Annotated in this window: 21 protein-coding genes; 4 read left to right on the top strand and 17 right to left on the bottom strand. The window is 43.0% G+C overall.

What is annotated here, in order from left to right; translation table 11 throughout:
• Positions 1 to 127: 127 nt before the first annotated feature.
• From EV207_RS20465 to EV207_RS20435, 7 genes are all read right to left on the bottom strand, one after another.
• Positions 128 to 1,231 (bottom strand): class II histone deacetylase, encoded by a 1,104-nt coding sequence (locus EV207_RS20465; RefSeq protein ID WP_132748022.1) that lies wholly within the window; start codon positions 1,229 to 1,231, stop codon positions 128 to 130.
• Between the two features lie 30 nt (positions 1,232 to 1,261).
• Positions 1,262 to 2,878 (bottom strand): AMP-binding protein, encoded by a 1,617-nt coding sequence (locus tag EV207_RS20460; protein WP_132748021.1) that lies wholly within the window; start codon positions 2,876 to 2,878, stop codon positions 1,262 to 1,264.
• Positions 2,879 to 2,881: 3 nt separating this feature from the next.
• A complete protein-coding gene (locus EV207_RS20455; RefSeq protein WP_132748020.1) occupies positions 2,882 to 3,658 on the bottom strand; it encodes an enoyl-CoA hydratase/isomerase family protein in 777 nt (258 codons plus the stop codon).
• Positions 3,659 to 3,773: 115 nt separating this feature from the next.
• Entirely contained in the window at positions 3,774 to 4,787 is a 1,014-nt protein-coding gene (locus EV207_RS20450; RefSeq protein WP_132748019.1) for a TAXI family TRAP transporter solute-binding subunit, read from the bottom strand.
• A gap of 22 nt (positions 4,788 to 4,809) precedes the next feature.
• A complete protein-coding gene (locus tag EV207_RS20445) occupies positions 4,810 to 6,774 on the bottom strand; it encodes a TRAP transporter permease (RefSeq protein ID WP_243647182.1) in 1,965 nt (654 codons plus the stop codon).
• 22 nt (positions 6,775 to 6,796) lie between these two features.
• Positions 6,797 to 7,978 carry an L-2-hydroxyglutarate oxidase gene (gene lhgO / locus EV207_RS20440; RefSeq protein WP_132748018.1) on the bottom strand — a complete coding sequence of 394 codons (1,182 nt, stop codon included), beginning with the start codon at positions 7,976 to 7,978 and terminating at the stop codon, positions 6,797 to 6,799.
• 50 nt (positions 7,979 to 8,028) lie between these two features.
• On the bottom strand, positions 8,029 to 8,724 hold the full coding sequence (locus EV207_RS20435) for a FadR/GntR family transcriptional regulator (RefSeq protein ID WP_132748017.1): 696 nt from the start codon (positions 8,722 to 8,724) through the stop codon (positions 8,029 to 8,031).
• Between the two features lie 218 nt (positions 8,725 to 8,942).
• On the opposite strand from EV207_RS20435, the gene EV207_RS20430 reads away from it, so the two are divergent.
• Complete coding sequence (locus tag EV207_RS20430; protein ID WP_132748016.1) at positions 8,943 to 10,022, top strand: permease; 1,080 nt, start codon at positions 8,943 to 8,945, stop codon at positions 10,020 to 10,022.
• 44 nt (positions 10,023 to 10,066) lie between these two features.
• On the opposite strand, the gene EV207_RS20425 is transcribed toward EV207_RS20430, so the two are convergent.
• Together EV207_RS20425 and EV207_RS20420 are read right to left on the bottom strand one after the other, a co-directional pair.
• Positions 10,067 to 11,356 (bottom strand): glycoside hydrolase family 18 protein, encoded by a 1,290-nt coding sequence (locus EV207_RS20425; RefSeq protein WP_132748015.1) that lies wholly within the window; start codon positions 11,354 to 11,356, stop codon positions 10,067 to 10,069.
• An 84-nt stretch (positions 11,357 to 11,440) separates the two neighbouring features.
• A complete protein-coding gene (locus EV207_RS20420) occupies positions 11,441 to 12,634 on the bottom strand; it encodes an LL-diaminopimelate aminotransferase (RefSeq protein WP_132748014.1) in 1,194 nt (397 codons plus the stop codon).
• A 213-nt stretch (positions 12,635 to 12,847) separates the two neighbouring features.
• Here EV207_RS20420 and EV207_RS20415 point away from each other — a divergent pair, with 213 nt between their 5' ends.
• A complete protein-coding gene (locus EV207_RS20415) occupies positions 12,848 to 13,729 on the top strand; it encodes a YitT family protein (RefSeq protein ID WP_132748013.1) in 882 nt (293 codons plus the stop codon).
• 58 nt (positions 13,730 to 13,787) lie between these two features.
• Here EV207_RS20415 and EV207_RS20410 read toward each other — a convergent pair whose 3' ends face one another.
• The 3 genes from EV207_RS20410 to EV207_RS20400 form a co-directional block, all read right to left on the bottom strand.
• Positions 13,788 to 14,609: an HAD family hydrolase gene (locus EV207_RS20410; RefSeq protein WP_132748012.1), complete on the bottom strand. Its 822-nt coding sequence runs from the start codon at positions 14,607 to 14,609 to the stop codon at positions 13,788 to 13,790.
• Between the two features lie 19 nt (positions 14,610 to 14,628).
• Positions 14,629 to 15,318, bottom strand: a complete 690-nt coding sequence (locus EV207_RS20405) for an SGNH/GDSL hydrolase family protein (protein ID WP_132748011.1) — start codon at positions 15,316 to 15,318, stop codon at positions 14,629 to 14,631.
• A gap of 587 nt (positions 15,319 to 15,905) precedes the next feature.
• A complete protein-coding gene (locus EV207_RS20400) occupies positions 15,906 to 16,205 on the bottom strand; it encodes a hypothetical protein (RefSeq protein WP_132748010.1) in 300 nt (99 codons plus the stop codon).
• Between the two features lie 210 nt (positions 16,206 to 16,415).
• Here EV207_RS20400 and EV207_RS20395 point away from each other — a divergent pair, with 210 nt between their 5' ends.
• Positions 16,416 to 16,637, top strand: coding sequence for a hypothetical protein (locus tag EV207_RS20395; RefSeq protein WP_132748009.1), 222 nt, complete (start codon positions 16,416 to 16,418; stop codon positions 16,635 to 16,637).
• A 41-nt stretch (positions 16,638 to 16,678) separates the two neighbouring features.
• Here the strand turns inward: EV207_RS20395 and EV207_RS20390 are convergent, their stop codons facing one another.
• The gene (locus EV207_RS20390) at positions 16,679 to 17,500 is read right to left on the bottom strand and encodes a serine/threonine protein kinase (RefSeq protein ID WP_165887024.1); all 822 of its coding nucleotides are present in this window, start codon (positions 17,498 to 17,500) and stop codon (positions 16,679 to 16,681) included.
• Between the two features lie 176 nt (positions 17,501 to 17,676).
• On the opposite strand from EV207_RS20390, the gene ilvA reads away from it, so the two are divergent.
• Positions 17,677 to 18,936 carry a threonine ammonia-lyase IlvA gene (ilvA, locus tag EV207_RS20385; RefSeq protein WP_132748007.1) on the top strand — a complete coding sequence of 420 codons (1,260 nt, stop codon included), beginning with the start codon at positions 17,677 to 17,679 and terminating at the stop codon, positions 18,934 to 18,936.
• Between the two features lie 260 nt (positions 18,937 to 19,196).
• Here ilvA and EV207_RS20380 read toward each other — a convergent pair whose 3' ends face one another.
• The 4 genes from EV207_RS20380 to EV207_RS20365 form a co-directional block, all read right to left on the bottom strand.
• Positions 19,197 to 20,546, bottom strand: a complete 1,350-nt coding sequence (locus EV207_RS20380; protein ID WP_132748006.1) for an aspartate aminotransferase family protein — start codon at positions 20,544 to 20,546, stop codon at positions 19,197 to 19,199.
• Between the two features lie 21 nt (positions 20,547 to 20,567).
• Positions 20,568 to 22,028 (bottom strand): CoA-acylating methylmalonate-semialdehyde dehydrogenase, encoded by a 1,461-nt coding sequence (locus EV207_RS20375; RefSeq protein WP_132748005.1) that lies wholly within the window; start codon positions 22,026 to 22,028, stop codon positions 20,568 to 20,570.
• A gap of 109 nt (positions 22,029 to 22,137) precedes the next feature.
• On the bottom strand, positions 22,138 to 23,241 hold the full coding sequence (locus EV207_RS20370; protein ID WP_207902983.1) for a DmpA family aminopeptidase: 1,104 nt from the start codon (positions 23,239 to 23,241) through the stop codon (positions 22,138 to 22,140).
• Between the two features lie 170 nt (positions 23,242 to 23,411).
• On the bottom strand, positions 23,412 to 24,980 hold the full coding sequence (locus tag EV207_RS20365) for a PucR family transcriptional regulator (RefSeq protein WP_132748003.1): 1,569 nt from the start codon (positions 24,978 to 24,980) through the stop codon (positions 23,412 to 23,414).
• Positions 24,981 to 25,820: the final 840 nt, after the last annotated feature.

Raw genomic sequence — 25,820 nt, 5'->3', positions numbered from 1 at the left:
AAAACTCGCCGATTGGCGAGCCTTTGGTGAAGACAGAGGCGTAGTTGCACTTATGTGCGTCAGAAAGTTATACTTTCTGATTAACTAAAGAAAACCGCTAGGAAGTCATCCTGCGGCTTTAACGTAATTATAAATGCCAAAAGTCCGATTGCCTATTCAATGCTTTTTGCACTGCATCCTTTTGATTTTGATACATAGGACCCTCGTGATATCCCTGATCAAACGGATCATCTACCCCGCTTCGTTTGCCGCTTAAAGCTTCGATAATCCGCAGAGTGCAAAAGGGCACGTAGGCTGAGCTGTATCCTCCTTCATGGCAGGCAACCAATCTGCCATGGCAATAAGTATCCGCAAGTGTCCTTATTTTTGACGCCATCTTGTAATACCCTTCGGCAGTGACGAGCATTCTTCCTAATGGGTCAAACCGGCTTGCATCCTGACCGGCAGACACAAAAATAATATCCGGTTTAAATTGATCAACAACTGGAACAACAAGTTTGTCAAAGGCGTATAGATAGCCTTCATTTCCTGTACCCGCCGGCAGCTCGATATTAATGTTATAACCTTTGCCTTCTCCTTCGCCACTATCATCCACTGCCCCGCGGCCTTTGGGAAAAATATTTTCCTGATGGATGGAAATGAATAATACCTCGGGGTCTGAATAAAAGGCGCTTTCGGTGCCGTTGCCGTGATGAACATCCCAATCCAATACTAATATCCTTTTAAAGCCATATTTTCGTTTGGCATATGTCGCTGCGATCGCAACATTGTTAAATAGGCAAAACCCCATGCCTTCTTCAGGTTCAGCATGATGTCCCGGCGGCCTGACAAGGGCGTAAGCATTATGAACTTCATCATTCATAATGGCATCGACTGCTGTCAATACCCCGCCGGCAGATAGCAATGCAATATCATAAGATCCGGGTCCAACGATCGCATGCTCTCCGGCATCACCTCCCCCCTTTCTGCTAAGCTCTTTCACTGCTTCGATATATTTTTCATGATGAATCATGCCGATTTCTTCTTTGGTTGCCGGCCTTGGTGCTAATTGTTGCAATTCATTCATAAACCCAGAGCGTTCAAGCAAGTTCTTGACACGCCGTTTCGTTTCCGGATTTTCTGCATGAGTATCTTCTTGAATCATGCCTCCCGACCTTATGTTCAAAGCACCGTTTCCTGTTTGATGCCAAAAATAACTCTCATCACATAGAAATCCCGTTTTTTGTTCCATAACTTGCCTCCCAAATTTCAGCGGCGATCATCATCGCCATATGTCATCTACCCGGTCATACGCCCCTTTTCGCAAATCATCCTTCTCTTTGATTAATTGATGCTTGGCAACCCGTTCTGAAGAAGTCAGCGGCAGTGCTTTACGATATTCCCAGTACCTAGGAACCTTGAAATAAGCAAGTTTTCTTTTGCAAAAATCGATTAAAGTGTGCACAGATATCGTCTCGTCTTGGTTACCTTCCTTCAAAACGAGATATGCCTTCACTTCTTCCCCGCGCAGTTCATCAATCACTGGTATAACGGCACTGTTATGAACGCAAGGGTGCTGCTTTAGGACTTCCTCTACCTCCATAGCTGAAATGTTTTCTCCGCTTCTCCTGATCATCTCTTTTTTTCTGCCGACATAGTATACATAACCTAACTTATCCATGTATGCTAGATCACCTGTCAGAAAAAACCCGTTGTGAAATGCTTTTTTATTTACGTCAGGATTTTTATAGTAACCCGTCATCATCATCGCGCCCCTTAAAGCGAGCTCACCTGTTTTACCTCTTGGAACATCCTCCAATTTGTCATTCATGATGCGAACTTCCCGATCATCAATCGGCAAGCCCATGCACCCTTTTCCAACTAACTGGTCGTGCTCATCGCGCGGCATCCTTATATCCAATCCTGTTTCAGTCATGCCAAATGCCTCGTACCACGGCGTTCGCCAGCGCTCTTCCAATTCTTTATGTAAATTGGCGGGAATCGCTGAGCAGCCAATATATCTGACGTTGTTTTGCCGGTCAAGCGGCTTGGGCGGCATTTTTAACATTAAAGCCGGCATTGCCCCCAGACAATAAAAGAAAGTCACATCATATTCACGAATTTTTGCCCAAAATGATGACGGATGAAAACGGTCAAGAACAATCAAAGCGGCTCCTGAAGCGATGGCAGTTATAAGGTTCCATTGAGGATCCATATAGTAAAAAGGTTGTGCTGTCAGCATAATATCATCTTTACAAATCTGAGGACCAGCTGCCGATAAAATATTTTTTTCGGCGATTCGTAGCCAATAGCCATGGGTGAGTATACAACCCTTTGGTTTTCCTGTTGTTCCGGATGTATATTGTATGTTGGCAACCGTTTCAGAAAAAACAGTTGGAAGGGCATCGCCCCTGGACATGATGAAATGGTTAATAGATTCAATCTTACTTTCATCATCATCGATAGCGATAAACCGAGTATTTAAAAATGGTTTCGCCTTTTGAACATTTTGGAACAGCGAAGCAAATTCTGATGAACCCAATACTAGTTTGACCTCGGCATTTTCTAATATAAAAGCCAAATCATATTCCTGATAATTGATATTAATAGGGACCATGATAGCGCCTGCTTTGCAAATGGCAAGCCAAGATAAAGGGAATTCTGGACGGTTATTCATCATAACTCCGACTTTATCACCTTTTTTTACACCAAGATTTAACAAAGCTTTTGTGATATCATCTGACTGTACATGAAGGTCCGTATAGGTTAATTTCTTATCCCATTCGTCAAATATAAGAGCGGTTCTGTCACCCCACAGGGAAGCCGCTCGACTAACCAATGTTCTAATATCAGGAAGCTTAGATAAATCATGATTAACCTGATTGGGTAAGGAAGTCATTTGTTACAGTCCTCCCTTGTTCCTGTTATCCTTGAATTTTTTCCCTTCTTCCATTGCCTCTTGGGATTGACCCGTATATAGCGCATAATCAACTTCGATGTGATAAGCCATATCAATAGATTGCGAGCCATTATTAATAGAAAACTTTGCACGGGATAGTGCCATTTGGGGCATGGCAGCTAACCGATTAGCCATATCCGTTGCTGCCTCATGAAGCTTTCCGGTCTCTGCCACCCTATTGATTAAGCCCAGTTTCTCTGCTTCTGCAGCGCCAAACCTTTCACCGAAAAAGAGCAGTTCTTTGGCTTTTGCTTCTCCAATGGTTTTCGGAAGGATATACGAGATCCCTCCAGTCACACTTAAGCCGACACTGACCTCGGGAAACCCAAATACAGCTTGATCCTCTGCTATAATGATGTCACAGCATAACGCAAATTCGCATCCCGCCCCTAATGCATAGCCATGGACGGCCGCGATCACCGGCATTGGAAGCCTTCTAATTATCCGGGTGACATCCTGTATGTTTTGAACCCGCCGATACAGTTCCGCTTCTTTTACCGGGGATTCTTCTTCACGCAAATCATGGCCTGAGCAAAATGATTTGCCCTTACCCATTAGAATGACTGCCCTTGCCTGATCCCGTTCGGCTCGCATCAGGGTTTGGCAAAGCGCCTCAACAAGTTCAGGATTCACAGCATTCAACCTGCTCGGGCGATTCAGATAAATCCATGCGACCTGGTCATCAATTCTGTACACGACTGGGCGCTGGTCATTACCCATTACAAAAACCTCCTTTTGACTAATTATATGGGACAGTTTAACAAGCTATTAATCTAACACTGCCAAAGAGCTGCCGAACAAGCATGCCGGCAGCTCATTTGATTGACAGGAAAGTTTACTTCAAAATACCTTCTTCTTTATAAAATTTCTTCGCACCCTGATGCAAAGGAATGCCGGACAACCCATCTGTGGCAGTATCTAGCTTCATGTTTTTGGCAGCTGATACACTATTTCTGATCGCATCAATATGTTCCCACATCGCTTTTGTCAGCTTGTATACTGTGTCTTCCGGCATATCTTTTGGAACAACGATCATATTCCCTTGTGCAACTGTCGTGACATCACTTTCTTGTCCATCATAAGTGCCCGCAGGTATCGTATATTTAAACAACCAAGGGTATTTATCGGTTAACTTCTTTATTTCCTTGTCTCCAAGATTGACCAGCTTGCCATTGGCAGTGGACATGATTTCGACGATAGCTGAGGTCGGAATCCCAGCCATAATCTGAGCACCGGCTACCCGTTTGTTTCTCATCAAATCCGTTGCTTCAGTAAAACCAACATATTGGGGTTTGACATCATCGAATGACAAACCATATGCTGCCAGAATCCGTTGTGACAGGACCTTGGTAGAACTGCCGGGGGCGCCAGGAACAAAACCTTTTCCTTTAAAGTCAGCTACAGACTCTATGCCGGTCTTTTTGCTAGTCACAACTTGGCCGACATTTGGGTATAAGGCTGCGATCACCCTGACATCTTTAAAAGGACGATCTTTAAATTTGCCTGTGCCTTTATAGGCTTCATACAAAACCCCTACTGTCGTTAATCCCATATTGATTTTGCCTTGCATCATTAGATTGAGGTTTTGCACACTGGCATCGGTTGATTGAGATGACACATGGACATTAGAAAGCTCCTTATTCCATACTTTTGCTAGTGTTGCACCTAAGGGATAATAAACACCTGTTGTCGTACCCGTTCCAAAATTGATTTCAATCTGCCCGTTTGATTTACTTTTCCCGCTATTCTTTTCTGAAGAGGAAGCTGTCTCGCTTCCTCCCCGGCTGCAGCCTAACAATGACATCGTCAAAACAAGAATGAAAACCATTACAAACGTTAGACGTCTCACTAAAAAACCTCCTTAAAATGAGTTAGTTTTGCGAAAATGAACCCGTATGCGTCCTGATTGCCGAGATTTGCGCCTTTTGCCAAATGTATACGCTTACAAGTGCGGCAACGCCAAATATATCTGTATAATAGTTTGGTTCGATCATTAATAAACCTGCAAGCGTCAACAAGATCCTTTGGATGACATTGAGTTTGATCAAAAACCAGTTTGCCAATGCTCCGGATAATGCGATCACACCAATCATTCCTGTTATACAAGCGAAGATACTGTGAATAATGCTTCCTCCAGCAAACAACAACAGCGGATTATATAAGAAGAAAAAGGGAATCAAGAACCCTAATATTCCAAGTCTTACCGCAGTGACAGCCACCTTAATGAAAGGTTCCCTCGCGATGCCGGCGGCCGCCATGACAGCTAAGGCAACAGGTGGTGTAATATCAGAAAGCGCCGCAAAAAAGAAGGCAAACATGTGAGCAACGAGTAACGACACACCCATTTTTGCCAAAAGAGGAGCAGAAATGGTCGCTGTGATAATATACGATGCGGTAACAGGAACTCCCATACCAAGCAGGATGCTGATCAGCATTGTAAAAATAGCGACGAGGAATAAATGGTTGCCGGCTAGCTCAAGAATATTATTGCCAAGTGTCAGCCCTAGGCTGGTAAGAGAGATCGTACCGATGATAATACCTACAATCGTGCAAGCCGCACCAACCGTCAGAACGCCTTTGGCTCCTTCTTCAAGCGCTTCTAATATTTCCTTTAAACCCATGCGTGTTTCCTTTTTGAACCAGCTGACGATGACAGTAGACAACATTGACCACACTGCCGCATATAAAGGTGTCATCCCGGTGACAAGCAAGGCAATGATGACGATCACTGGGATAATTAAATGACCGCCTCTTTTCAAAACCAACCAAATATTCGGTAATCTCTCTTTGGATAATCCCTCAATACCAAGCTTTTTTGCTTCAAAATGTACCGACAAAAAACACATTAAAAAATATAAAATCGCTGGAATCAAAGCTGCCAGCATGATCGTCCGATAGGGAACACCAAGAAATTCCGCCATTACGAAGCTTGCTGCACCCATAATCGGTGGGGCGATCACTCCTCCGGTGCCAGCCACGGCTTCGACCGCGCCAGCGAAATGTCCCTTAAAACCGGCTTTTTTCATCAATGGAATGGTAACGGTACCGACCGACGAAGCATTGGCTACACCGCTGCCATTAATCATGCCCATGAACCCGCTGCCAATAACGGCCACCTTAGCAGGACCTCCAGCGGAGCGCCCGGCAATCGCCAATGCCAAATCATTAATGAAATCAATGAAACCGCTTCGTCTTAAAAAGGCTCCAAATAAAATGAATAAAAAGATATATGTTGCGGCAACACCAATGACTGTGCCAAAAATCCCTTGCGTTCCCCACCACATCACATCGATCACACGCTCGAAGTCCAAACTGGCATGGCCGAATACGCCAGGAATATACTGGCCAAAAAAGTTATAAAGTAAAAAGACGGCTGCCAAAATGGTCATCACGTTACCCGCTGCGCGCCGGGCCGCTTCAAACGCGACCAGGATGCCGAGCCCGCCAAACCAAAAATCCAAAGGGATGTGCAGCCCTGTCTGGACATACCCATTGTAATTCAATAACAGGAAACCAACAGATGCCAGCGTCCCGGCGATACAAATCCAATCCCAAATACTAGGGTACATCCGTTGTTTCTTGCCTTTTTTGCTTGCAGGGCATAATAGAAATATCATAATCGACAGAAAAGCAAAAAACCAAGCTCTGGACTTTATCGCTTCCATAATGCCAAAACTTGCAACATAAATCTGAAAAAGTGACCAAATAACCGCCAAGATAAAAACGGTTTTTGCCATCGGACCGACAAACTTCCGATATTGAACAAGACCATCCCCCACGGGTTCTTCCTGATTAGTCTGTCCCGCCAAATCCCGGGATTTTTCAGACTCAGTCACATTTATAGCCCCCTTTGCTTGCTTATTTTATGCTGTCTACAATATACTTCCCAATTTCGAGCGCTGCTGTTGCAGCGGGCGATGGTGCATTACAGACATGGACAACCCGGTCAGTTCTTGCAATAAAAAAGTCATCAATCAATTTCCCTTTATCAGATAATGCCTGCGCTCTTACCCCGGGTTCAGCCGGAATTAAATCTTCACGTTTAATCTCAGGAATATACCTTTGGACATTTTTTAAAAAAGCCCTTTTGGATAGTGAACGCATCATTTCGGTAAGACCTTCTTTTTTATTTTCCATGGCAATTTTCCAAAAGCTTTTATTCCCCAAAATCTCAAAGGCATCTCTACTATTAAAACTGAATTTCTTGTAACCTTCCCTTTTAAAACTAGGTATTGCATTAGGGCCAACGTGAACGGCCCCGCCCATCATTCTTGTAAAATGGACGCCTAAAAATGGGAAATCCGGATTAGGTACGGGATAAATAAGATGATTAACTAAAAAGCGTTTTTCCCTTGCCAGTTCGTAATATTCCCCCTTAAAAGGAACGATGGTCATATCAACCTTAATCCCAAAGAGATGGGCTACTTTGTCACTATTTAGCCCAGAACAATTAATCACGTATTTAGATTGCAGTGTCCCTTTGGCTGTCTTCAATTCAACCGCATCACTCGTATAATTTGCTGAGGTCAGCATCGTTCCTAATAGGAGGTCTTGATTTTTGCTGATTAACAGATCAGCTAACCGCCGGCTGACTTCGGAAAAATCTACTATGCCAGTAGAGGGCACATATATGCCTCCGATAGATTGGACATGCGGTTCAATCTCATTAATTTGATTTGCTGTCATTTTCTCTACACGGAGGTTGTTTTGGCGGCCGCGTTGATACAGCTTCTCCAATTCTTCTAATTCCTTAGACTGTGTTGCGACAATAACCTTGCCGCATCTTTCCACCGGAATGTCATGCTTGGTGCAAAATGCTTCAATGGCATCACCGCCCCTTTGGGCAAATGACGCCTTAAGGCTGCCCGGTTTATAATATATCCCTGAGTGAATCACACCGCTGTTATGACCAGTTTGGTGGCAGGCCACACGGTTTTCTTTTTCAATGACGGCAATCTTCGCTTTCGGGAAAATCTCCGTTAAACGATTCGCTGTGGACAGGCCGACAATACCTGCTCCGATTACAACATAATCATACATTTTGTATCACCAGATTTTTAAATTTGTTATGATATGGCTGGGTATAATGTTTAGATAAATCTCGTTTTGACATTTTGCAAATGGTGCCACATGGCTTCTCTTGCTGCTCCGCAGTCACCAGCAGCTATTGCTTCGGCAATCACTTTATGTTCTTCCAATACGATGGTGGCCTTGCCTTTCTTCCCAAGTGTTTCTGTCCTGCTTTCCACTAACCCCTTTTTCAAACGTTCAGATAATAAATTCATCATATTTACCATAAGATCATTCTTCGCCATTGTTAAAATGGTCATATGAAACGCATAATCTTCCTCAGCGGCAAGCTTTTCTTGATGAACACTGGCGGCTAAGTCATGATATTTCGTCTCAAGTTCCAGCAATTCCCCTTCTGTTGCACGCAAAGCGGCAAAATAAGCAGCTGACCCTTCAATTGCCTGACGAATTTCCATTAATTCCACGATATTGAGTGTATGATTTTGAATGACTATATTTAACCTATGTAAAATATCTTCAGTATTGACTTCACGTAAAAATGTGCCGACGCCAGGCCTGACAATAACCGTCCCTGAAGATTCCATAACGCTTATTGCCTCTTTAATGGTTGTCCGTGAAACAGATAACTTCTCTGCTAGTTGCCGTTCAGAAGGAAATTTACTTCCTGGATGAATATCCCCCCTTTCAATCGCTGACATGATTTGCTCAATAACCTCGTGGTAGACTCTGCGTTTTCGTATCGGTTTAAATGTCATAAATCAAAGTCACCTATCCATCTGCCCTCTCAGTGGCTGGTCCAGTAGTTAGTGTAAATTTAGCATAATCAAAAGGTAATTTCAATACTATTTGGATTATTTAAATAATTTATTAAACCTAATGAAACTTTCTTTTTGTCAAAAAGCTGACAAATTGCAATGCATTCGATAATATAGATAAGTAACTTAAAAATGGATTAAAGAAGGAAGGGAAAAGAATGGAGGGCCAAACCCATCTGCCCGCTAGTACTGTGGTCAAAAACAATAAGCGCTGGATCGTCGGCTCAATTATTTTTTTAATTGCTGCCGCTATTGGTTTATTTCTAGTAAAATGGCATCCTTATTTTTATAAAGTCATCAAATCAGCAACAGAACATTCGATAGGATCCTCGATAGTGTCGGGTGATAAAGCATCCGCTCCGGAGCCTTCTTGGACTGCGGCCTGGAATTATAGTGTTGTTTACTTTAAATCAATTTGGCAGGCTTTTGTTGTCGCCATTATTTTATCGTCACTCGTACAAGTGCTAGTGCCAACAGACTGGATTCACCGGCTGATCGGTAAAACAACCTATGGCAGCACATTGATAGCTGGCTTTTCCGCATTGCCTGGCATGATGTGCACCTGCTGTGCCGCACCGCTTGTGGTGGGACTTCGCAAGCAGCAAAGCACAGTTGCAGCGGCTGTCGCCTTCTGGTTTGGCAATACAGCATTGAACCCTGCTGTATTGATTTTTATGTTTTTTATTTTGGGCTGGAAATTCACACTGCTTCGGCTTTTGTTTGGCATTGTTTTAGTCTTTGGTGTCAGCTATATGGCAGGGCGCTTCTCCAAAGAAACAGCAGATCCAAAGCCAATCGTGGAAAAGGCCAAGACCGCTCAGGATGCAAAAGGGAATTTCCTAATTCGCTGGCTTAAAAGCATTGGAGCGATCGCACTCGCAACCATACCCGCCTATTTAATCAGTGTGTTTGCATTAGGTGCGTTTCGGGCATGGTTATTCCCGATGGTCGGTGATCAATTGACGGGTGGTATATTAGCCATCATTGCTTTCGCCATTGCTGGAACACTCTTTGTCATTCCAACAGCTGCCGAAATTCCAATTATACAGACTTTCATGTCTTTTGGACTTGGCGCAGGTCCGGCGGCAGCACTAGCCATAACCCTCCCTGTTATCAGTTTGCCTTCCGCGCTGATGGTTCGGCGCGCATTATCTTGGCGCGTCCTGGTATTTCTCGGTGCATTGGTATCCTTGTTAGGTATCATTGCCGGGCTGATTGGCACTATTTTAATTGGGTAACCAAAATGATAACCGGTCAGAGAAGGCTCGCCTTTTCCGACCGGTTATGTTGTTACCCTTTTATTTACAATAAAATTATCCTGAACCAACAGCCAGTTTTGCGGAAAGTCCTTTCCAAGCACCCAATAGAAAAAACCTCTGATGCCCAATTCTTTCACTAAATTAAATTTAGCTTGGATGCTTCTCGCATCTTCAAACCACACGTCATGTTCTGTGCCATTTTCATCAGTATAGTTAAAATGCGGCGCTTGTGATACCGGATCATAGAAGATGCTTTGATGATACTTAAGCGCTAATTGGATGGCTTGCTGCGGGCTGATTTGCCTCGCCCACTTTCCTCCTGAAACATATGGAAGCGTCCAATCATATCCATATAAAGGAATGCCCATCATGACCTTATTCTTAGGCACTCTAGTCAACGCAAATTCCAGCACAGCACGGACATTTTTGATTGGTGATACAGCCATTGGCGGGCCTCCTGACCATCCCCATTCATAGGTCATGAAGTGAATGAAGTCATCGATATTGCCATGTGCTGTATAATCGTGTCCTGCATATAATACACCCGTCGTTTGGCCCCTGACCTTCGGAGCCAGGGCTGCTGATAAGATATATCCTCTTTCTTTCAATCTTTTTTTCGCTTTCCTGAGAAAGGCATTATACCGTGCTCTATTTTCACTGCCTAAGTATTCAAAATCAAGGTCTAAACCAAGATATCCCTTTTCATTCATCGTACGGATTACTTCGTCTAGCACCTTATCCTGAAGCCCATTATTGGTTAAAAGCAAGGTTGCAAGTTCCTGGCTAAATGTTCCTCCCTCAAAGTTAGTAAGAACCATTAAAGGGACGATCCGATGACGATATGCGGCGTTAATAGCCGGCTGATCGGTGATCCCTTTAAGCGTGCCATCACGCTGGACGGCATAACTAAAAACAGCCAAAAAGGTTAGCTCATTGCCAACTTCGCTTACTATCCCTGGTGAAGATGCCCCCGCGGACTTTACATCTAAATAGGCGCTCACATCGATGTTTGGTCTCTTCTGTTGGGGAATATAAAGCCGAAGGCCAACCTGAATGTTATTCGGATTTGACAGGCTGTTTATTCTCATAAGTTCATCCACTGAAACATGATACAACTGGCTTATCCCAAATAACGTTTCATCTTGAGACACCCAGTGATACCTTCCCCAAATCGGAATGACAATGGTTTGGCCGATAACCAAATTCTCCGGATTCATGATTTTATTTGACTGAATAAGATGTTGAAGAGAGACGGTATAAGCTTGTGAGATCGTCCAAAGCGTATCGCCGGATCTGACAACATGGATTTGCAGGCTCTATCCCCCCTTTTCACTCTTCAACTATTCATATTCAGCAGGTGCCTAGTTTGTGAAAACAAAATTAAGAATCATAGGGTTTCAAGAGCAACTTGGTTTGGCAGCAGTATGGATCAAACCGCTTTTCTTAATTCTTTCCACAGACTTCTTTAGGGTCATTTCGTCTTGAACCATGGCAATTCGAACGTATCCTTCACCATGCTCACCAAAAGCATTTCCTGGGGTAACCACAACACCCGCTTTATCCATTAACTCATATACGAATGACAATGACGTCCAGCCCTCTGGGATTTTCGCCCAAACGAACATCGTTGCCGGAGGGGAATCGACGTGCCAGCCAATCTCTCTTAAGCCCTGGACCAGGACATCCCTTCTCCGCTCATAAGCTCTGGCATGCTCCTGCAAAAATGCTTCGCCATCCGTTAAAGCCTTTACTGCTGCCTTTTGGATCGGCAGGAAAACACCATAATCCATGTTGGATTTTAACTTTGCTAAAGCCGCGATGACATCAGAATTTCCCGTCATGTAGCCGATCCGCATCCCCGCCATATTGAAGCTTTTCGATAACGAATTGAACTCAACACCAACATCTTTTGCCCCCTCTGCTTCAAGGAAGCTGACTGCTTTTTGCCCGTCAAAGACAAGCTCGCAATAAGCAAAATCATGAACGACCAAGATATCGTATTGTTTTGCAAATGCAACAACCTTTTCGTAAAATACTTTGTCGGCAAGGGCCGGCACCGGATTGCCAGGAAAGTTTAAGATCATCATTTTTGTTTGTTTTGCGATTTCCGCTGGGATGGCCTCGATATCGGGAAGAAAGCCGTTTTCCCTTTTCAGCGGCATGGTATATTTTCGCGCCTCAGCCAAAAGGATCCCCGAATCATAAGCTGTGTACCCTGGGTCAGGGACAAGAATATAATCTCCCGGGTCGCAAAAAACGAGCGGCAAATGGATGATTCCATCTTGAGAACCCATTAAAAGCAATGCTTCCGCATCCGGATCAAGCTGAACATTAAAACGGTTTTTATAATAATGCGAAACCGCTTTGTGGAATTCATCTGTGCCAGTTAACGTATAGCCGTATTGCTTCGGATCCTGAATATTCTTTGCCAATTCATTAATGATAAAAGGCGGTGCAGGCTGATCAGGACTGCCAATGCTTAAGTCAATCATGTCTTTACCTTCCGCCTGCTTTTTTTTCTTATATTTTACCAATTCACTGAATATTAATGTTTCAAATGCACTTACCCGCTTTGATATGTCAAACGGCATATCGATTCCTCCCAACATCGTCTCTTCTGCATATTTATGAATTTAAGTTAAACTTCATTGTACCCGAAAAAAAGATGGAATGGAATGCGGTAAATGTTACACCTGTAAAGACAAATAATTTAAGATTCGTTAAAAGTTATATTATAATAAAGGTATAGGGATATTAATGATACCCGAATGAAAGGAAATGAGACATGCTCATGGTGATATTGTTTGAATGAAGCACAATTTAAGATTCAGCATCGGAAGTTAAAAAAGGTCCAACTATTAGGACGAATCATCTTTGTATTTATCGGCGCAGTCCTTGAGGCAGTCGCATTGGAAATCTTCCTCGTACCTAATGGCATTATCGATGGGGGCATCGTCGGTATTTCCATTATGTTATCCCACATCTCAGGGATAAAATTAGGTCTTTTCCTTTTTGTATTAAACCTTCCTTTTTTCTTTTTCGGATATAAGCAGATGGGAAAAACGTTCACGATTACGTCTATCAGTGCCGTTACCATCTTATCGATTTTCACGACTTTATTTACACCCGTTCCGGGCTTTACAAACGATCCTCTTCTTGCTGCTGTATTCGGCGGCGTGATCCTTGGCATCGGTGTCGGATTGGTTATAAGATATGGCGGATCATCAGACGGGACCGAGATTCTAGCAGTGCTTTTTAATAAATTCTCACCTTTCTCCGTCGGTGAAACCGTCATGTTTTTTAATATTATTATTTTGGGGACGGCAGGCTTTGTTTTTGGCTGGAATCATGCCATGTATTCATTAATAGCCTATTTTATCGCCTTTAAGATGATTGATATTACCATCGAAGGTCTAGAATCATCACGGTCCGTATGGATTATTAGCAGTAAACCCGTCGACATAGGCGATGCGTTAAATGATCGCTTAGGCCGCGGCATTACCTATCTTAACGGGGAAGGGGCTTACTCCGGTGATGATAAGCAAGTCATCTTTACCGTGATTACACGGTTGGAAGAGGCTAAGCTCAAAAGTATCGTTGATGATATTGACCCGGGAGCCTTTTTGGCTGTCGGTGACATCCATGATGTTAAAGGCGGTAACTTCAAAAAACGGAATATCCATTAATTTACGACAAAGCGGGTTATTGTTCTCACCCGCTTTTATCATGTCCGTTTTAAACTGTTCATTTGGATAGTTTGGAATGGGAACTCTGTTTGCCGACCGAACGGATCACTGAAGGCAGGTCATTGAGCTGTGTGATCTCAAAATCGGGAACAATGTCTTTTAGCCTTTCTTTACCCCTTCGGTTCAACCACACTGATTTTATACCTGCTCTTCCAGCTCCTAAAATATCCGTTTTTAAATTGTCTCCTACCATTAGTGCGTCGTCAGAATGAAGGCTCAGTCCGCCTAAAGCATGGTCGAAAATTGACGGGTCAGGTTTTCCGATGCCAAAGCTGCCTGAAATGACAATGTCATCAAAATATGACGCTAACTTGGGAACGCCAGCAATCTTTCTTTTTTGTAAGCTAGGATCCCCGTTTGTTAGCAGCAGCAACTGATATTGCCCTTTTAATTGATTTAAAATCTCAAATGTATCATCGAAGACATACGGCCTGCCCGCACGCTCAGCCGGAAAGATCTCAGCAAGTTCGCTGCCGAGTGTAGGGTTATCGATTCCAAGTGCCTTAAGACCGCCAGTCCATGATGCCCTGCGATACGCCTTCGCAATCGCGTTCAGCTTGGCAAAATGGGGGTCACTGACATCATCAAAGTCAGACCAGAGAGCTTCAAATGGATTAATACCTATTTTCACAGTGAAAGGATATGTTTCATAAGTTTCATATAACCCTCTTGCGTGTGTGCGCACTTCCTTTTCTAAGTCACCCGGTTTAAGACCGTACTTATCCTCAGCAAGCTTTGCCGTTGCGGCAAAAGCCTCACTAACACTTCGTTCATCCCATAGCAATGTATCATCCAAATCAAAAATGACAGCTTTTATCATCTTATCATTACCCCTTTCTTTACTGTTGCACAGGTTCAATTTTTAATAATCGCAGCTGGTCCGCCACAATATCGGCTATCGCTGAATACCCCTCCGCGGAAGGGTGGATGCCGTCATCATTTATAAGGTCATTCAAATCGGCTTTCCCCTTAAATGCGTTCCGGATGTCGATACTCCGAATCCCGGAAGATGTGATCCATTCATTCAATGCGCGGTTGTACAGCCCATGCCAATAACCAATCCCGCCGCACAAACCGATCCAGTGGGCAATAGCACTCTTATACATTGTCATGAGGTATTTGTAATAACGAGCGGGATCAATTGGCACTAATGTAAAGAGAACTGGCTCTGCCCCTGCTGCTTTTATCCGTTCCGCCATTTTCTTAATATTGTTTATATAACGCTCCAGCGGGACGATCGCGGCATGATCCTCTTCCGGACAGCTTTCAACTTGATCCCAGTGAAAATTGCAATCATTTCCGCCTATATGGATCAGGACAACTTGAGGCTTGAGCGAAAGAACATCCTTATCAAGCCGTGACAAAAGCAAATCCGAATTATCGTTGAAAACGCCTTTATTGATGACGTTATGTTCTGAACCCAACTTTTTCTGCAGGAGTGCGGGATAATTCTCTTTAAGTATTCTTATACGGCCCCGGACAAAAGAGATCCCGCGTGTGACACTGTCTCCAAAACAAACGATTTTCATCTCTACCATGCACCCCATTATATTTTTATCCTCTAATATTATCAGACTATAATGAAAAGGCAAAATGTCAATGTTAGATTAATAGATTTTTTTATAATTTGTTTAGTGTTTTTCCATATAATGGGGGGGCTTCTTTCTTGCTGATTTTGAGTTATCATTCGCTTACGAACGACATTTCGCCCTATACTTTATCGGCTTTGGGCTTTCATCGACCCTATGAACGACCTCAAGCACGATTTTTTACCGGCTTCGGGCTTTCATCCACCCTATGAACGACCTCAAGCACGATTTTTTACCGGCTTCGGGCTTTCATCGACCTTATGAACGACCTCAAGCACGATTTTTTACCGGCTTCGGGCTTTCATCCACCCTATGAACGACCTCAAGCACGATTTTTTACCGGCTTTGGGCGTTCATCTCGCTTATGAACGACGTTTCACCCGATTTTTAATTGATTTCGGATCTTCATTATTTCATCGGAATCCGGAAAACTATTGTACAGTTATCTGGAAATCTAACATTCCATAAATTCCAAATCGACAAAAAAGCATCCCTAATATCTTTCACCTCAGGGATGCTTTATATTTCTAGCGGTAGTTGCGGATCTGCCGGCAGGCACTGATTGCCTCATCTACTGATTCATTTAACATAACAGGGTTATTTGCTTGGTCGCGAACAGCATTTTGTGCTTGAACGATGGCATTCCAAGCATCCTGGATTTGCTTTATCGCCCCGGGGTTTGCTCCCTCTTCTGTAGCTTGAAATGCTCCTTGAAGATGCTGCTCTGCTTGCTTAAGCTGTGCTTCAGCTTGTTCTGGGCTTAGTGCCGCCTGTTCACATGCCTTTTGCGCCTGCTGGATAGCCTCATGCAATTGTTGATTGCTCATACCCATTCCTCCTGTGTATCACGATTGCTATAACGATTATCTTGTTTGTTTTAATGGATTTTTATACATGTTTACATCCATAGAAATTAGGAAATGATGTTTTAAAACCTATAGTTCTATTCCGTACATTTTGAAAATATTTATACGAAACCTTTTACTGAAACGAACGTATTTAGGATGAAGATATCAAAAGCAAGGGAGGAACCCTGCATGTTTAAAAAGCTTTTGAAACAAGTTAAACAAACACTTTCTGAATCAGATAATCATTATCGTCGCCATAGCGGAAGTGATGGCTACCATCGGCATGGAAGACCGCGGCATCATTATTCAAGTGATAGTGATGGTTACCATGGACATGGCAAACATGGCCATTCACACTATGGAAGCAGTCATTATAAACGCAGAAAATATGGAAGCGGCTCAAGTTCATAAGCAGCAAAAAGTCCCTTGCCCATTATGGCATCGGACTTTTTCTATTTAGATTCCGCAAGCGTCCGTTCAAGATCAGCTCGTAGCTTCCGGATATTAACATATGGTTTGTCAATTTGCAGCATCCGCTTCAGCAACTGTTTCGTCTCATCCCCAATATCAAGTTCCTCCTGCCAAGTCTGTTCCTTTTTGTCTTCAGGTTCAAAAGAAGAATACAGCAAATATAACAAGAAGTGTCCCATTGCATAGAAATCACTTCGAAAATTTATTTGTCTGCGCAGCTTTATTTCTTCTGGATAATGCTCTAGGGCATCTAGCTCAGCATTTGTTTGACCATCTATAAACCGTGCTAAACCAAAATCAATTAAGAATAACTTTCCATCAGACCTTATGACGTTTGGCAGCCTTATATCCCTGTGGATAATGCCATTATCATGAAGGTACAAGAGGGGATCGGTTAATTCATAAATCGTTTGCAAGGATTGTCTCTCATTATATTTCTCAAAATTCTCAAAAACAGCGGTCTCCAGACTTTCGCCGCTGATATATTCCATAACAAAAAACAAATGTCCCTTATATTGAAAACAATTTAGCAGTTTTGGAATGGCTGGATGAGTTAACTGTTCCATTATCGATGTTTCACACTCATAATTTCTTGGATTTTCCTTCCGCCTGCTTGGCCTCATTTGTTTCATGACACAATCATTATTTGTCTTAAGGTCGCGGCAAAGATAGATCAGACCATAACTTCCCGCCCCAATCCTTTCTTTCACTTCATATCTATCCGCTATTAATGTTTTTCTTGGAAACGGACGGTCAATAACCCATCGGCGCAATCGTCTTAGGCGGTACTGAAGTTTATTCATTAAGCACCTCATATCAATTTCTCGATTTACCGATATTTTAACAGCAAATCAACATATATTTTTAATAAATTTATGAACATTTGCGATGAAAGCGTTTACTACACTTATCAAAATTATTGAATATGTTAAAATGTTCTTCAAACGATATTATCCCAAAATGAGAAAGGGTCCTTGCTATGCCAAAACTGTTAAATAAAGTCCACATCGAAGACATCATGATTGCTAATCAAACACTCAAAGATACAATTATTAAAACACCTTTGCATAAAAATGAACTGCTCTCAAAAAAATATGAGTGCAATGTTTATTTGAAACGAGAGGACTTGCAAGTGATCCGCTCCTTTAAAATTAGAGGCGCCTATAATATGATGAAAGGCCTTTCCCCGGAAGAGCTGGAAAACGGCGTGATTTGTGCCAGCGCCGGCAACCACGCTCAAGGAGTGGCTTATTCCTGCAGAGCACTCGGTGTAAATGGTAAAATTTTCATGCCGACGACAACACCAAGACAAAAAGTCAATCAAGTTAACTTTTTCGGCCATCCTTTTATTGAGGTCATTCTAACCGGTGACACGTTCGATGATTCATTTCAAGAAGCTATGAAGGTTTGTGAAGAAGAGAAACGGACATTTGTTCATCCGTTTGACCATTACCGGACGATCACAGGACAAGGCACCATCGGTATTGAAATTATGGATGACATGGATGAGCAGATTGACTATGTCTTTATGGGAATCGGAGGAGGCGGCCTCGCTTCAGGCATCGGTTCCTATTTGAAGTGTATCAGTCCAGAAACAAAAGTTATTGGTGTCGAACCCGCTGGAGCAGCTGGCATGAAACGCTCAATCGAAGAAGACAAGGTTGTAAACCTAAATAAAATTAATAAATTTGTCGATGGTGCAGCAGTGAAAAAAGTGGGTGATTTAACATTTGATATTTGCCGTGATGTACTGGATGATGTGGCTGTTGTCCCTGAAGGAAGAGTATGCACAACAATACTAGATCTTTATAATGAAAATGCTATAATCGCGGAACCAGCAGGGGCGTTATCGGTTGCTGCCCTTGAAGAATACAAGGAAAAAATTAAAGGAAAGACGATTGTTTGTGTCGTCAGCGGCGGCAATAACGACATCGACCGCATGCAGGAAATCAAGGAACGGTCAATGATCCATGAAGGTTACAAACACTATTTTATTGTCCAGTTTCCGCAGCGCGCCGGCGCCCTCAGAAGTTTTATTACCCAAGTTCTCGGGGAAGACGATGATATCACCCGGTTTGAATACACTAAGAAGAACAATCGTGACAAAGGCCCTGTTCTCGTCGGCATCGAATTAAAACATAGAGAAGACTATTTCCCTCTTATTAATAGAATGAAAGAAAATGGCTTTTCTTATACCGAAATTAACAAAGATCAGAAGCTATTTAATTTGTTGATCTAATCGTATCGTGCTGCAATACATTATAAAACGGCGGCTTCCCTCATATAGGAAAGCCGCCATTCTACTTTTCATTATTCATTAAAATCATATTGAGGCGGTTTTTTGGTAAAACCCCTTGTTAAAAATAATAAGTATCCAAAACCAATCATGGCCCAAATCCCCCCGACGACAAGTGCATTTTCACTTAAATTCAAAAAGATATATAATATCCGGCAGGAAGGCACTGTTTAGCAGCCTCCCTGCCCCATTATTAAGTTTAACTAAATCTCCAACATCGCTTCTTTTATTGTTTTTACAATAAAATCAAAATCATCATCTGTTATGCTAAGCGGAGGACTCAGCTGTAAAATGTTGTTGTAGCCCGCTACTGTATCACCGTTTTTCCCAATAATTAATCCTTTATTTTTGCAGGCGGCGATGACCTTATTTAATTTTTCCGGTGCGGCGGGTTCTTTTGTTTCTTTATTTTCAACGAGTTCAATACCCAAAAGCAGTCCTTTGCAGCGGATGTCGCCGACATGAGGATGCTCCCATAACTCACGCATTTCTTCCTCAAGCTTTTCGCCGAGTCTCGCAGACCGTTCGACAAGACCTTCTCTTTCAAAAATCTCTAGGTTCTTAAGGGCAACCGCGCATGCGGCAGGGCTTCCGCCAAACGTATTCACATGCCTGAAGTGATCGTATTCATCAGTGCCTTTAAACGCTTCAAAAACGTCCTTTCTAACCGCGGTAGCTGATAATGGCAGGTAGGCGCTTGTTAGACCTTTTGCCATAGTGATGATATCCGGTTTGATACCATATTGCATAAAACCGAACTTTTTCCCTGTCCTGCCAAACCCGCAAATCACTTCATCAACAATCAGAAGCGCCCCGTGTTGATCACAGATGTCTCTCACCTTAGACATATAATTGTCCGGAGGGACCAAGACACCGCCCCCGGTTATAATCGGCTCCATAATCACGCCGGCAATCGTCTCGTCAAGTTCCCAGGTCATCACACGGTCAATATCATTTGCGCATGCCACTCCGATTTCTTCGTCTGTTCCTTTATATGGACTGCGATACGTGTCAGGCGGAGTGACATGAATGAACCCTTGACCCAAAGGTTCATAACGGTATTTCCTTTGAGCCTGCCCTGTAGCGGCAAGGGCGCCCATTGAGTTTCCATGATAGGCCCTATATCGGGAAATAAACTTGTATCTTCCAGGATCACCATTTTGCTGGTGATATTGTCTCGCGATTTTAAAAGCGGTCTCATTTGCTTCTGAACCACTGTTAGAGAAGAATATCACATAATCATCTTCTAACCAGCTATTCAGTTTTTCACCGAGCACAATTGCAGGGAGATGACTATTTGACAACGGGTAATACGGCATCGTTTTTAGCTGCTCGTGAGCCGCATCAGCCAGTTCATCACGCCCGTAGCCAACATTGACACACCAAAGACCAGACATGCCATCTAAGTATTTATTTCCATCAATATCGGTCACCCATGCCCCATTTGCTTCTTTAACAACAAAAGGTGCCGCGTCAGGGTTGTAACGCTTCATCGCATGCCAAATGTATTTCTCATCTTTTTTTAATAAATCATTATTTTTTATGACCGACATACCTGCCACTCCTCTCTATAATTAAAAGCGTGATGTGATCATTTTTTTGCGTGTATAAAACTCAACGCCATCTTTGCCATTAACATGAAGATCACCATAGAAAGAGCTTTTATTTCCTGAGAACGGGAAGAAGGCCATCGGTGCTGGGACGCCTAAGTTAATCCCGAGCATGCCGGCATCAATCTCTTCCCTAAAGGTGCGGATGTTCCCCGCATCTCTTGTAAAGAGACATGCCCCGTTTGCAAATTCCGATTCATTCGTTAACGCAATCGCCTCTTCTAAAGTATCCACACGTACAACCGATAAAACAGGTGCAAAAATCTCATCTTTCCAGATTTTCATATCCGTGTTGACATTATCAAAGATCGTCGGCCCGACAAAATAGCCATCATCATCTACCCCTTCATCTTTTCTTCCATCACGGACTAAAGACGCGCCTTCATCTATACCTGCTTCGATGTAGCTTAACGTCCGAGCTTTCTGAGATTCCCTTATTACCGGACCAAGAAAGACGCCATCATCCAATCCGTTGCCCATTTTAACCTCATCCGCAGCCTTTCCTAACTTTTCGACCAACAGATCACCGATACCGCCGACGGCCACAACGACAGAACAGGCCATGCATCTCTCACCGGCAGAACCGTAAGCCGCGCTGATGATTTGCTGGACGCCTGCGTCTAAGTCTGCATCCGGCATAACTATAGTGTGGTTTTTGGCACCGGACAGAGCCTGTACCCGCTTTCCATAAGATGCCGCCTTTTCGTAAATGTATTTTGCAACGGGCTGTGATCCGACAAAAGAAATGGCTTTCACATCTTTGTGCTCAAGCAGACCGTTAACGACATCGTGTGCGCCGTGAACAATATTCAGGACACCCTTAGGAAGCCCGGCATCGGAAAGAAGTTCCGCTAAGCGATTAGCAAGAATTGGCGTACGTTCTGAAGGTTTCAAAACAAATGTGTTACCGCAGGCGATCGCAAGCGGGAACATCCAGCATGGCACCATCATTGGAAAGTTAAATGGTGTAATGCCGCCCACAACACCGATTGGATAACGGAACATTTCTGAATCAATATCAGATGCAATGGTTGATAATGAGTCACCCATCATTAAACTTGGCGCACCAGCAGCAAATTCGACACACTCGATCCCACGCAAAACCTCGCCATACGCCTCTTTATAACTTTTGCCATTTTCCTGTGTGACAAGTCTCGCCAGCGCCTCATGATTTTCCGTGAGGAGCTGCTGATACTTAAATAATATTCTTGCCCTTTTTGGAACGGGTGTTTTTCCCCAAGTTTTAAACGCCTTTTTCGCGGATACAACAGCTTCATTTACATCATCACCTGTTGAAACAGGGACACGGGCAAGCGTTTCTCCCGTTGCCGGATTTGGCACATCAAGATATTCTGCCGCTTTGGCATTGACCCATTTACCGTTTATAAAGTTTTGTAACGATTTGGTTTGTTGTGATGTTGTCATATTTGACGCCCTCCTTAATAATTACTGGTTTTTAGTTTAAAGCCAATATTGGCAATTTTCATTAGACAGTGTGTTAATATAATATTCTGGATGTTTTAACGTTATCCGATCAAAGTTTATTATACTTTTTCATAACTTGGCGCAGCTCTTCATGATCAATGGCCTTCACAGTGTGTCCATACGGTTTTGCTGTTGTCATTGCCTCCGCCGCAACCAATGCATTCAATACTGACTCTTCTACCGCCTGACAAGCAGCCTCATAAATTGGGTCAAAAAATTCGTCATTGATAAAATCCATTTGCAGTTTTTCCTGTGAGATTTGTAAAATATCCATTTTATTAGCGACCGAAAAGGCGAGGAAGATATCACCGGAATTATTCCCTCCAGGTGTTCCGTTTCTGCCGATGCCGATCGCTGCCCGTTTCGCCACACGTCTTAGTTGATGCGGCAACATGGGAATATCTGTCCCGATGACAACGATAATCGATCCCCGTTCTGTCTGAAGGATCTTATCGTCTGTCATATGTTTTCCGACCGGAACACCAAGGACGGTCAACCAATCCCTTATGCCGTGATTCGCTTGCACTAAAGCGCCAATATGGTAGGTGTCACTGCCTATTGTGACAGCGCGCGAGGAAGTGCCTGTCCCGCCTTTAAACTCATAACAGATCATCCCTGTTCCTCCGCCGACATTTCCTTCAGCCACATCACCGCCCTTTGCTGACCGAATGGCGGAAAGAACGTGTTCGGCTTGAACATGTTCGCCATTAATATCATTAAGGACGCCATCATATGTCTCTGCGATGACTGGCATAGCCCAAAGGTGTTCATGTTTGAATTGCTCTTCGTACTGCTCAATCATCCACTTTACGGTTGCCTGATGGGCGGTGCCGACGGCATGTGTGTTAGTCAAACAGATTGGACTTAAGAAATATCCCCCATCGTTTACCCAATGCATCCCTGTCATCTCACCGTTGCCATTCAAACTGTGGAATCCCGCCCAAATTGGGTTCATTGTGTCTTGTTTTCCACGAGGCAGAATTGCCGTTACACCAGTGCGTATAGGTCCCTTGCCGATTTTAACCGGACCATCACCCTGGATGATGGTTGTGGTGCCCACTTCTACACCTGGAACATCCGTAATGGCGTTATAAACTCCTGTTGTCCCCTCAAAGGGCAGCCCCAAATCCCTTGCTCTTATTTTCTTCGTCATCCTTTTCACCTTCATAAAATAATGAATTTAGCTGCCACTTATCATTCTCACCCGTGCTTTTGATAGTAAGCGCTTACAGATAGTGTAATAGATAAGCAAAGAGACTGCATTAGACATTTCGTTTAGATTAATCAGATTATTATTAACAAAGTGCCTATGGCGGGATATGTTCATAACTTTAAATACTTTTGGCCATAAATCGCCAACTCTATAGCTAAGCGTTTCTCTGACCGCATAAAATCATCCCCTATTAATTCCTTTAACTTTTCAATCCGGTGATACAATGTTTGGCGAACAATGAACAATCTTTCGGCCGTTTCCTTCTTTGAACCATTGGCATCAAGCAGCACTTCCAATGTCGTTAGCATCTCACCGTTATGTTTTGCATCGTAAGCCAGTACCGGCCCCAAATATTCGGAAATCAAGTCTTCTAATTTCCCTGTTTTGCTTAAGGAGGGCATTAACCGATAGACATGAAGGTCTTCATAGAAAAGATGACTTTCCGTTCCGATTTTCTCTTTCATATAAAAGGCTTCTTGTGCCGTTTGATAGCTTTCATTTAATCGGCTTAAAATACTGCACCATTTCCCGATGCCAATATCAATGCGAGACTTAGCTTGGGATGGCGCCATTTCTGTTTCATCTATTTTTGCTATTATTCTACCGACTCTCGTTTTCCAATCATCCGCACCCCGTTTGTTGACTAAAATGATGCTTATGGCACTTGGTTCAACGAAGGACAGCATAAAAAATCCTTGCTGCTCACATATGGACCTTATAATCATTGAATAATATGTTGAATGTGTTTCATCATTTAACAGATCCGACTTGCAAAAACATACGACACAGCCGTTCGGTTTAAAGTTTGGCGCTAAGGAAGATAAATGCTGTTCAATGGCTTCTGTGTGATATTCACCGTTCAGCCAGTTTTGCACCCACCCTCTTTCATTGTATTTCTTTTTTTCCGTAACATATAATTCTCTTAACAGATCCTGTGCCAGAGCTGTGGCGGCACGGTCTAACACTAATGATTCAAATTCAGTGAAGCCTTCTGAATTCAGAAAAACAACGAGATCGGCAAATTTATGCCCAAGCGCTTCAATAGGCTTATAGGCTATTGATTGTTTTGATTCGGTAAGAGGAGTTTCCTGAAATGCCTTTACCATGGTTTCTCTCCGTGATTGATCAATTCGCGGAACAAATTGCGCTTCTCCTTCAACAGGGAAATAGGCTACCTGTAAATTTAAATAATTATGAAGCAGCCTTATGATCCCTGTAAACGCGTCAGTTGAAAGCAGGAGCTGGTTCAATTTATTTGAGAAGCGCTCAAGGTCACTCATCATTTTGTACTGGACATCAATAAGCAACGTGTTCACGTCATGTGTGATGTCTACAAATCTCACTTGTTTTTTAAAAATGATTAGAGGGAAGTTGTTTTCTTCGGCATATTTAATCATTTTTTCAGGGATGATATTCGTGTATGTCCCTAATTCAATGCACAAGCCAGAAGCATTATTCTCTATTAATTGCTGCAGAAAAGAAAAACTTAAGTCTTGATTTTCCTTCCAGCCCACACCGGTTGTCAGAATCAGTTCATAACCGTTAAGCAGCTGGCCGATTTCCGTCACTTCCATGATATGTACCCATTTAATCAGCCGATTTAATCCATTGTTACCTGCCAGCACTTCCGATTCACTGAAATGCGGCCTCTCTAAAATGCCGGCAATCGTTAACCCCATATAGCGCGCCCCCTCTCTCTATTAACTATAACATCAAAGAAAATAAATTTATTCTCCTATAGCTTTTAAAAAATGAAAAAAGAACGCGGAAGACTTACAAGCTACAATAGAAGCTTCACTCATCTCATCCTATATAGGACTCAGATTCCTTTATTTGCAAAAAATTAACTCAAATAACCTCTTAAATGACCGAATAACGGAACCACAGTCTGATAAAAATCCTAACAATATACTTATGGTGAGATGTGGGTGGTTCAATACCTAATTTGTAAGAGGGACACTCCCTATTAAATTAATAAATTACCGACAAAGACTCGAAATTTATGCGAAAAAAATTTTAAGCCCGATTTATTCATTCCTGCTAGGGAAAATGAGATTTAAGTCTAAAACCATACTTTTCGTTTCTCCTTTAGGATAAGGATGGCGAAATTCACTGCGATGAAGGAATAAAATAATTAAGCTCTGCGAGATCACCTGTTTTTGGGCTTACTACCCCCTTGGTGCCTAAAATAAATTTAAAAGCTCTTTCCTAAAAATATTGTTGTCTATTTGCTTTCCGCGGGCGGTCCGTGAGCCTCCTCGTCGCTATCGCTCCTGCGGGGTCTCACTTGGACGCGCTTTTCCCGGTCGAGTAAGCGGGAACACAACCGTAGTCTAACGGCTGTGTTCCTCAACTCCTCACAGAACCGTGCGAGCGGAATTACCGCACACGGCTCTTCCCACCATCATTCACAGAATATAGTTAATCCTGATTTATTCATACCTACGAGATGAAACGAGATTTAAGTCCGAAACCATACTTTTCGTTCCTCTATTGGGAAAAGGATTGCGAAATTCACT

It is taken from the genome of Scopulibacillus darangshiensis (assembly GCF_004341035.1).
GTDB lineage: Bacteria > Bacillota > Bacilli > Bacillales > Sporolactobacillaceae > Scopulibacillus > Scopulibacillus darangshiensis.
The sequence above is the reverse complement of the archived record's forward strand: the minus strand, read 5'-3'. Positions and strand labels throughout refer to the sequence as shown.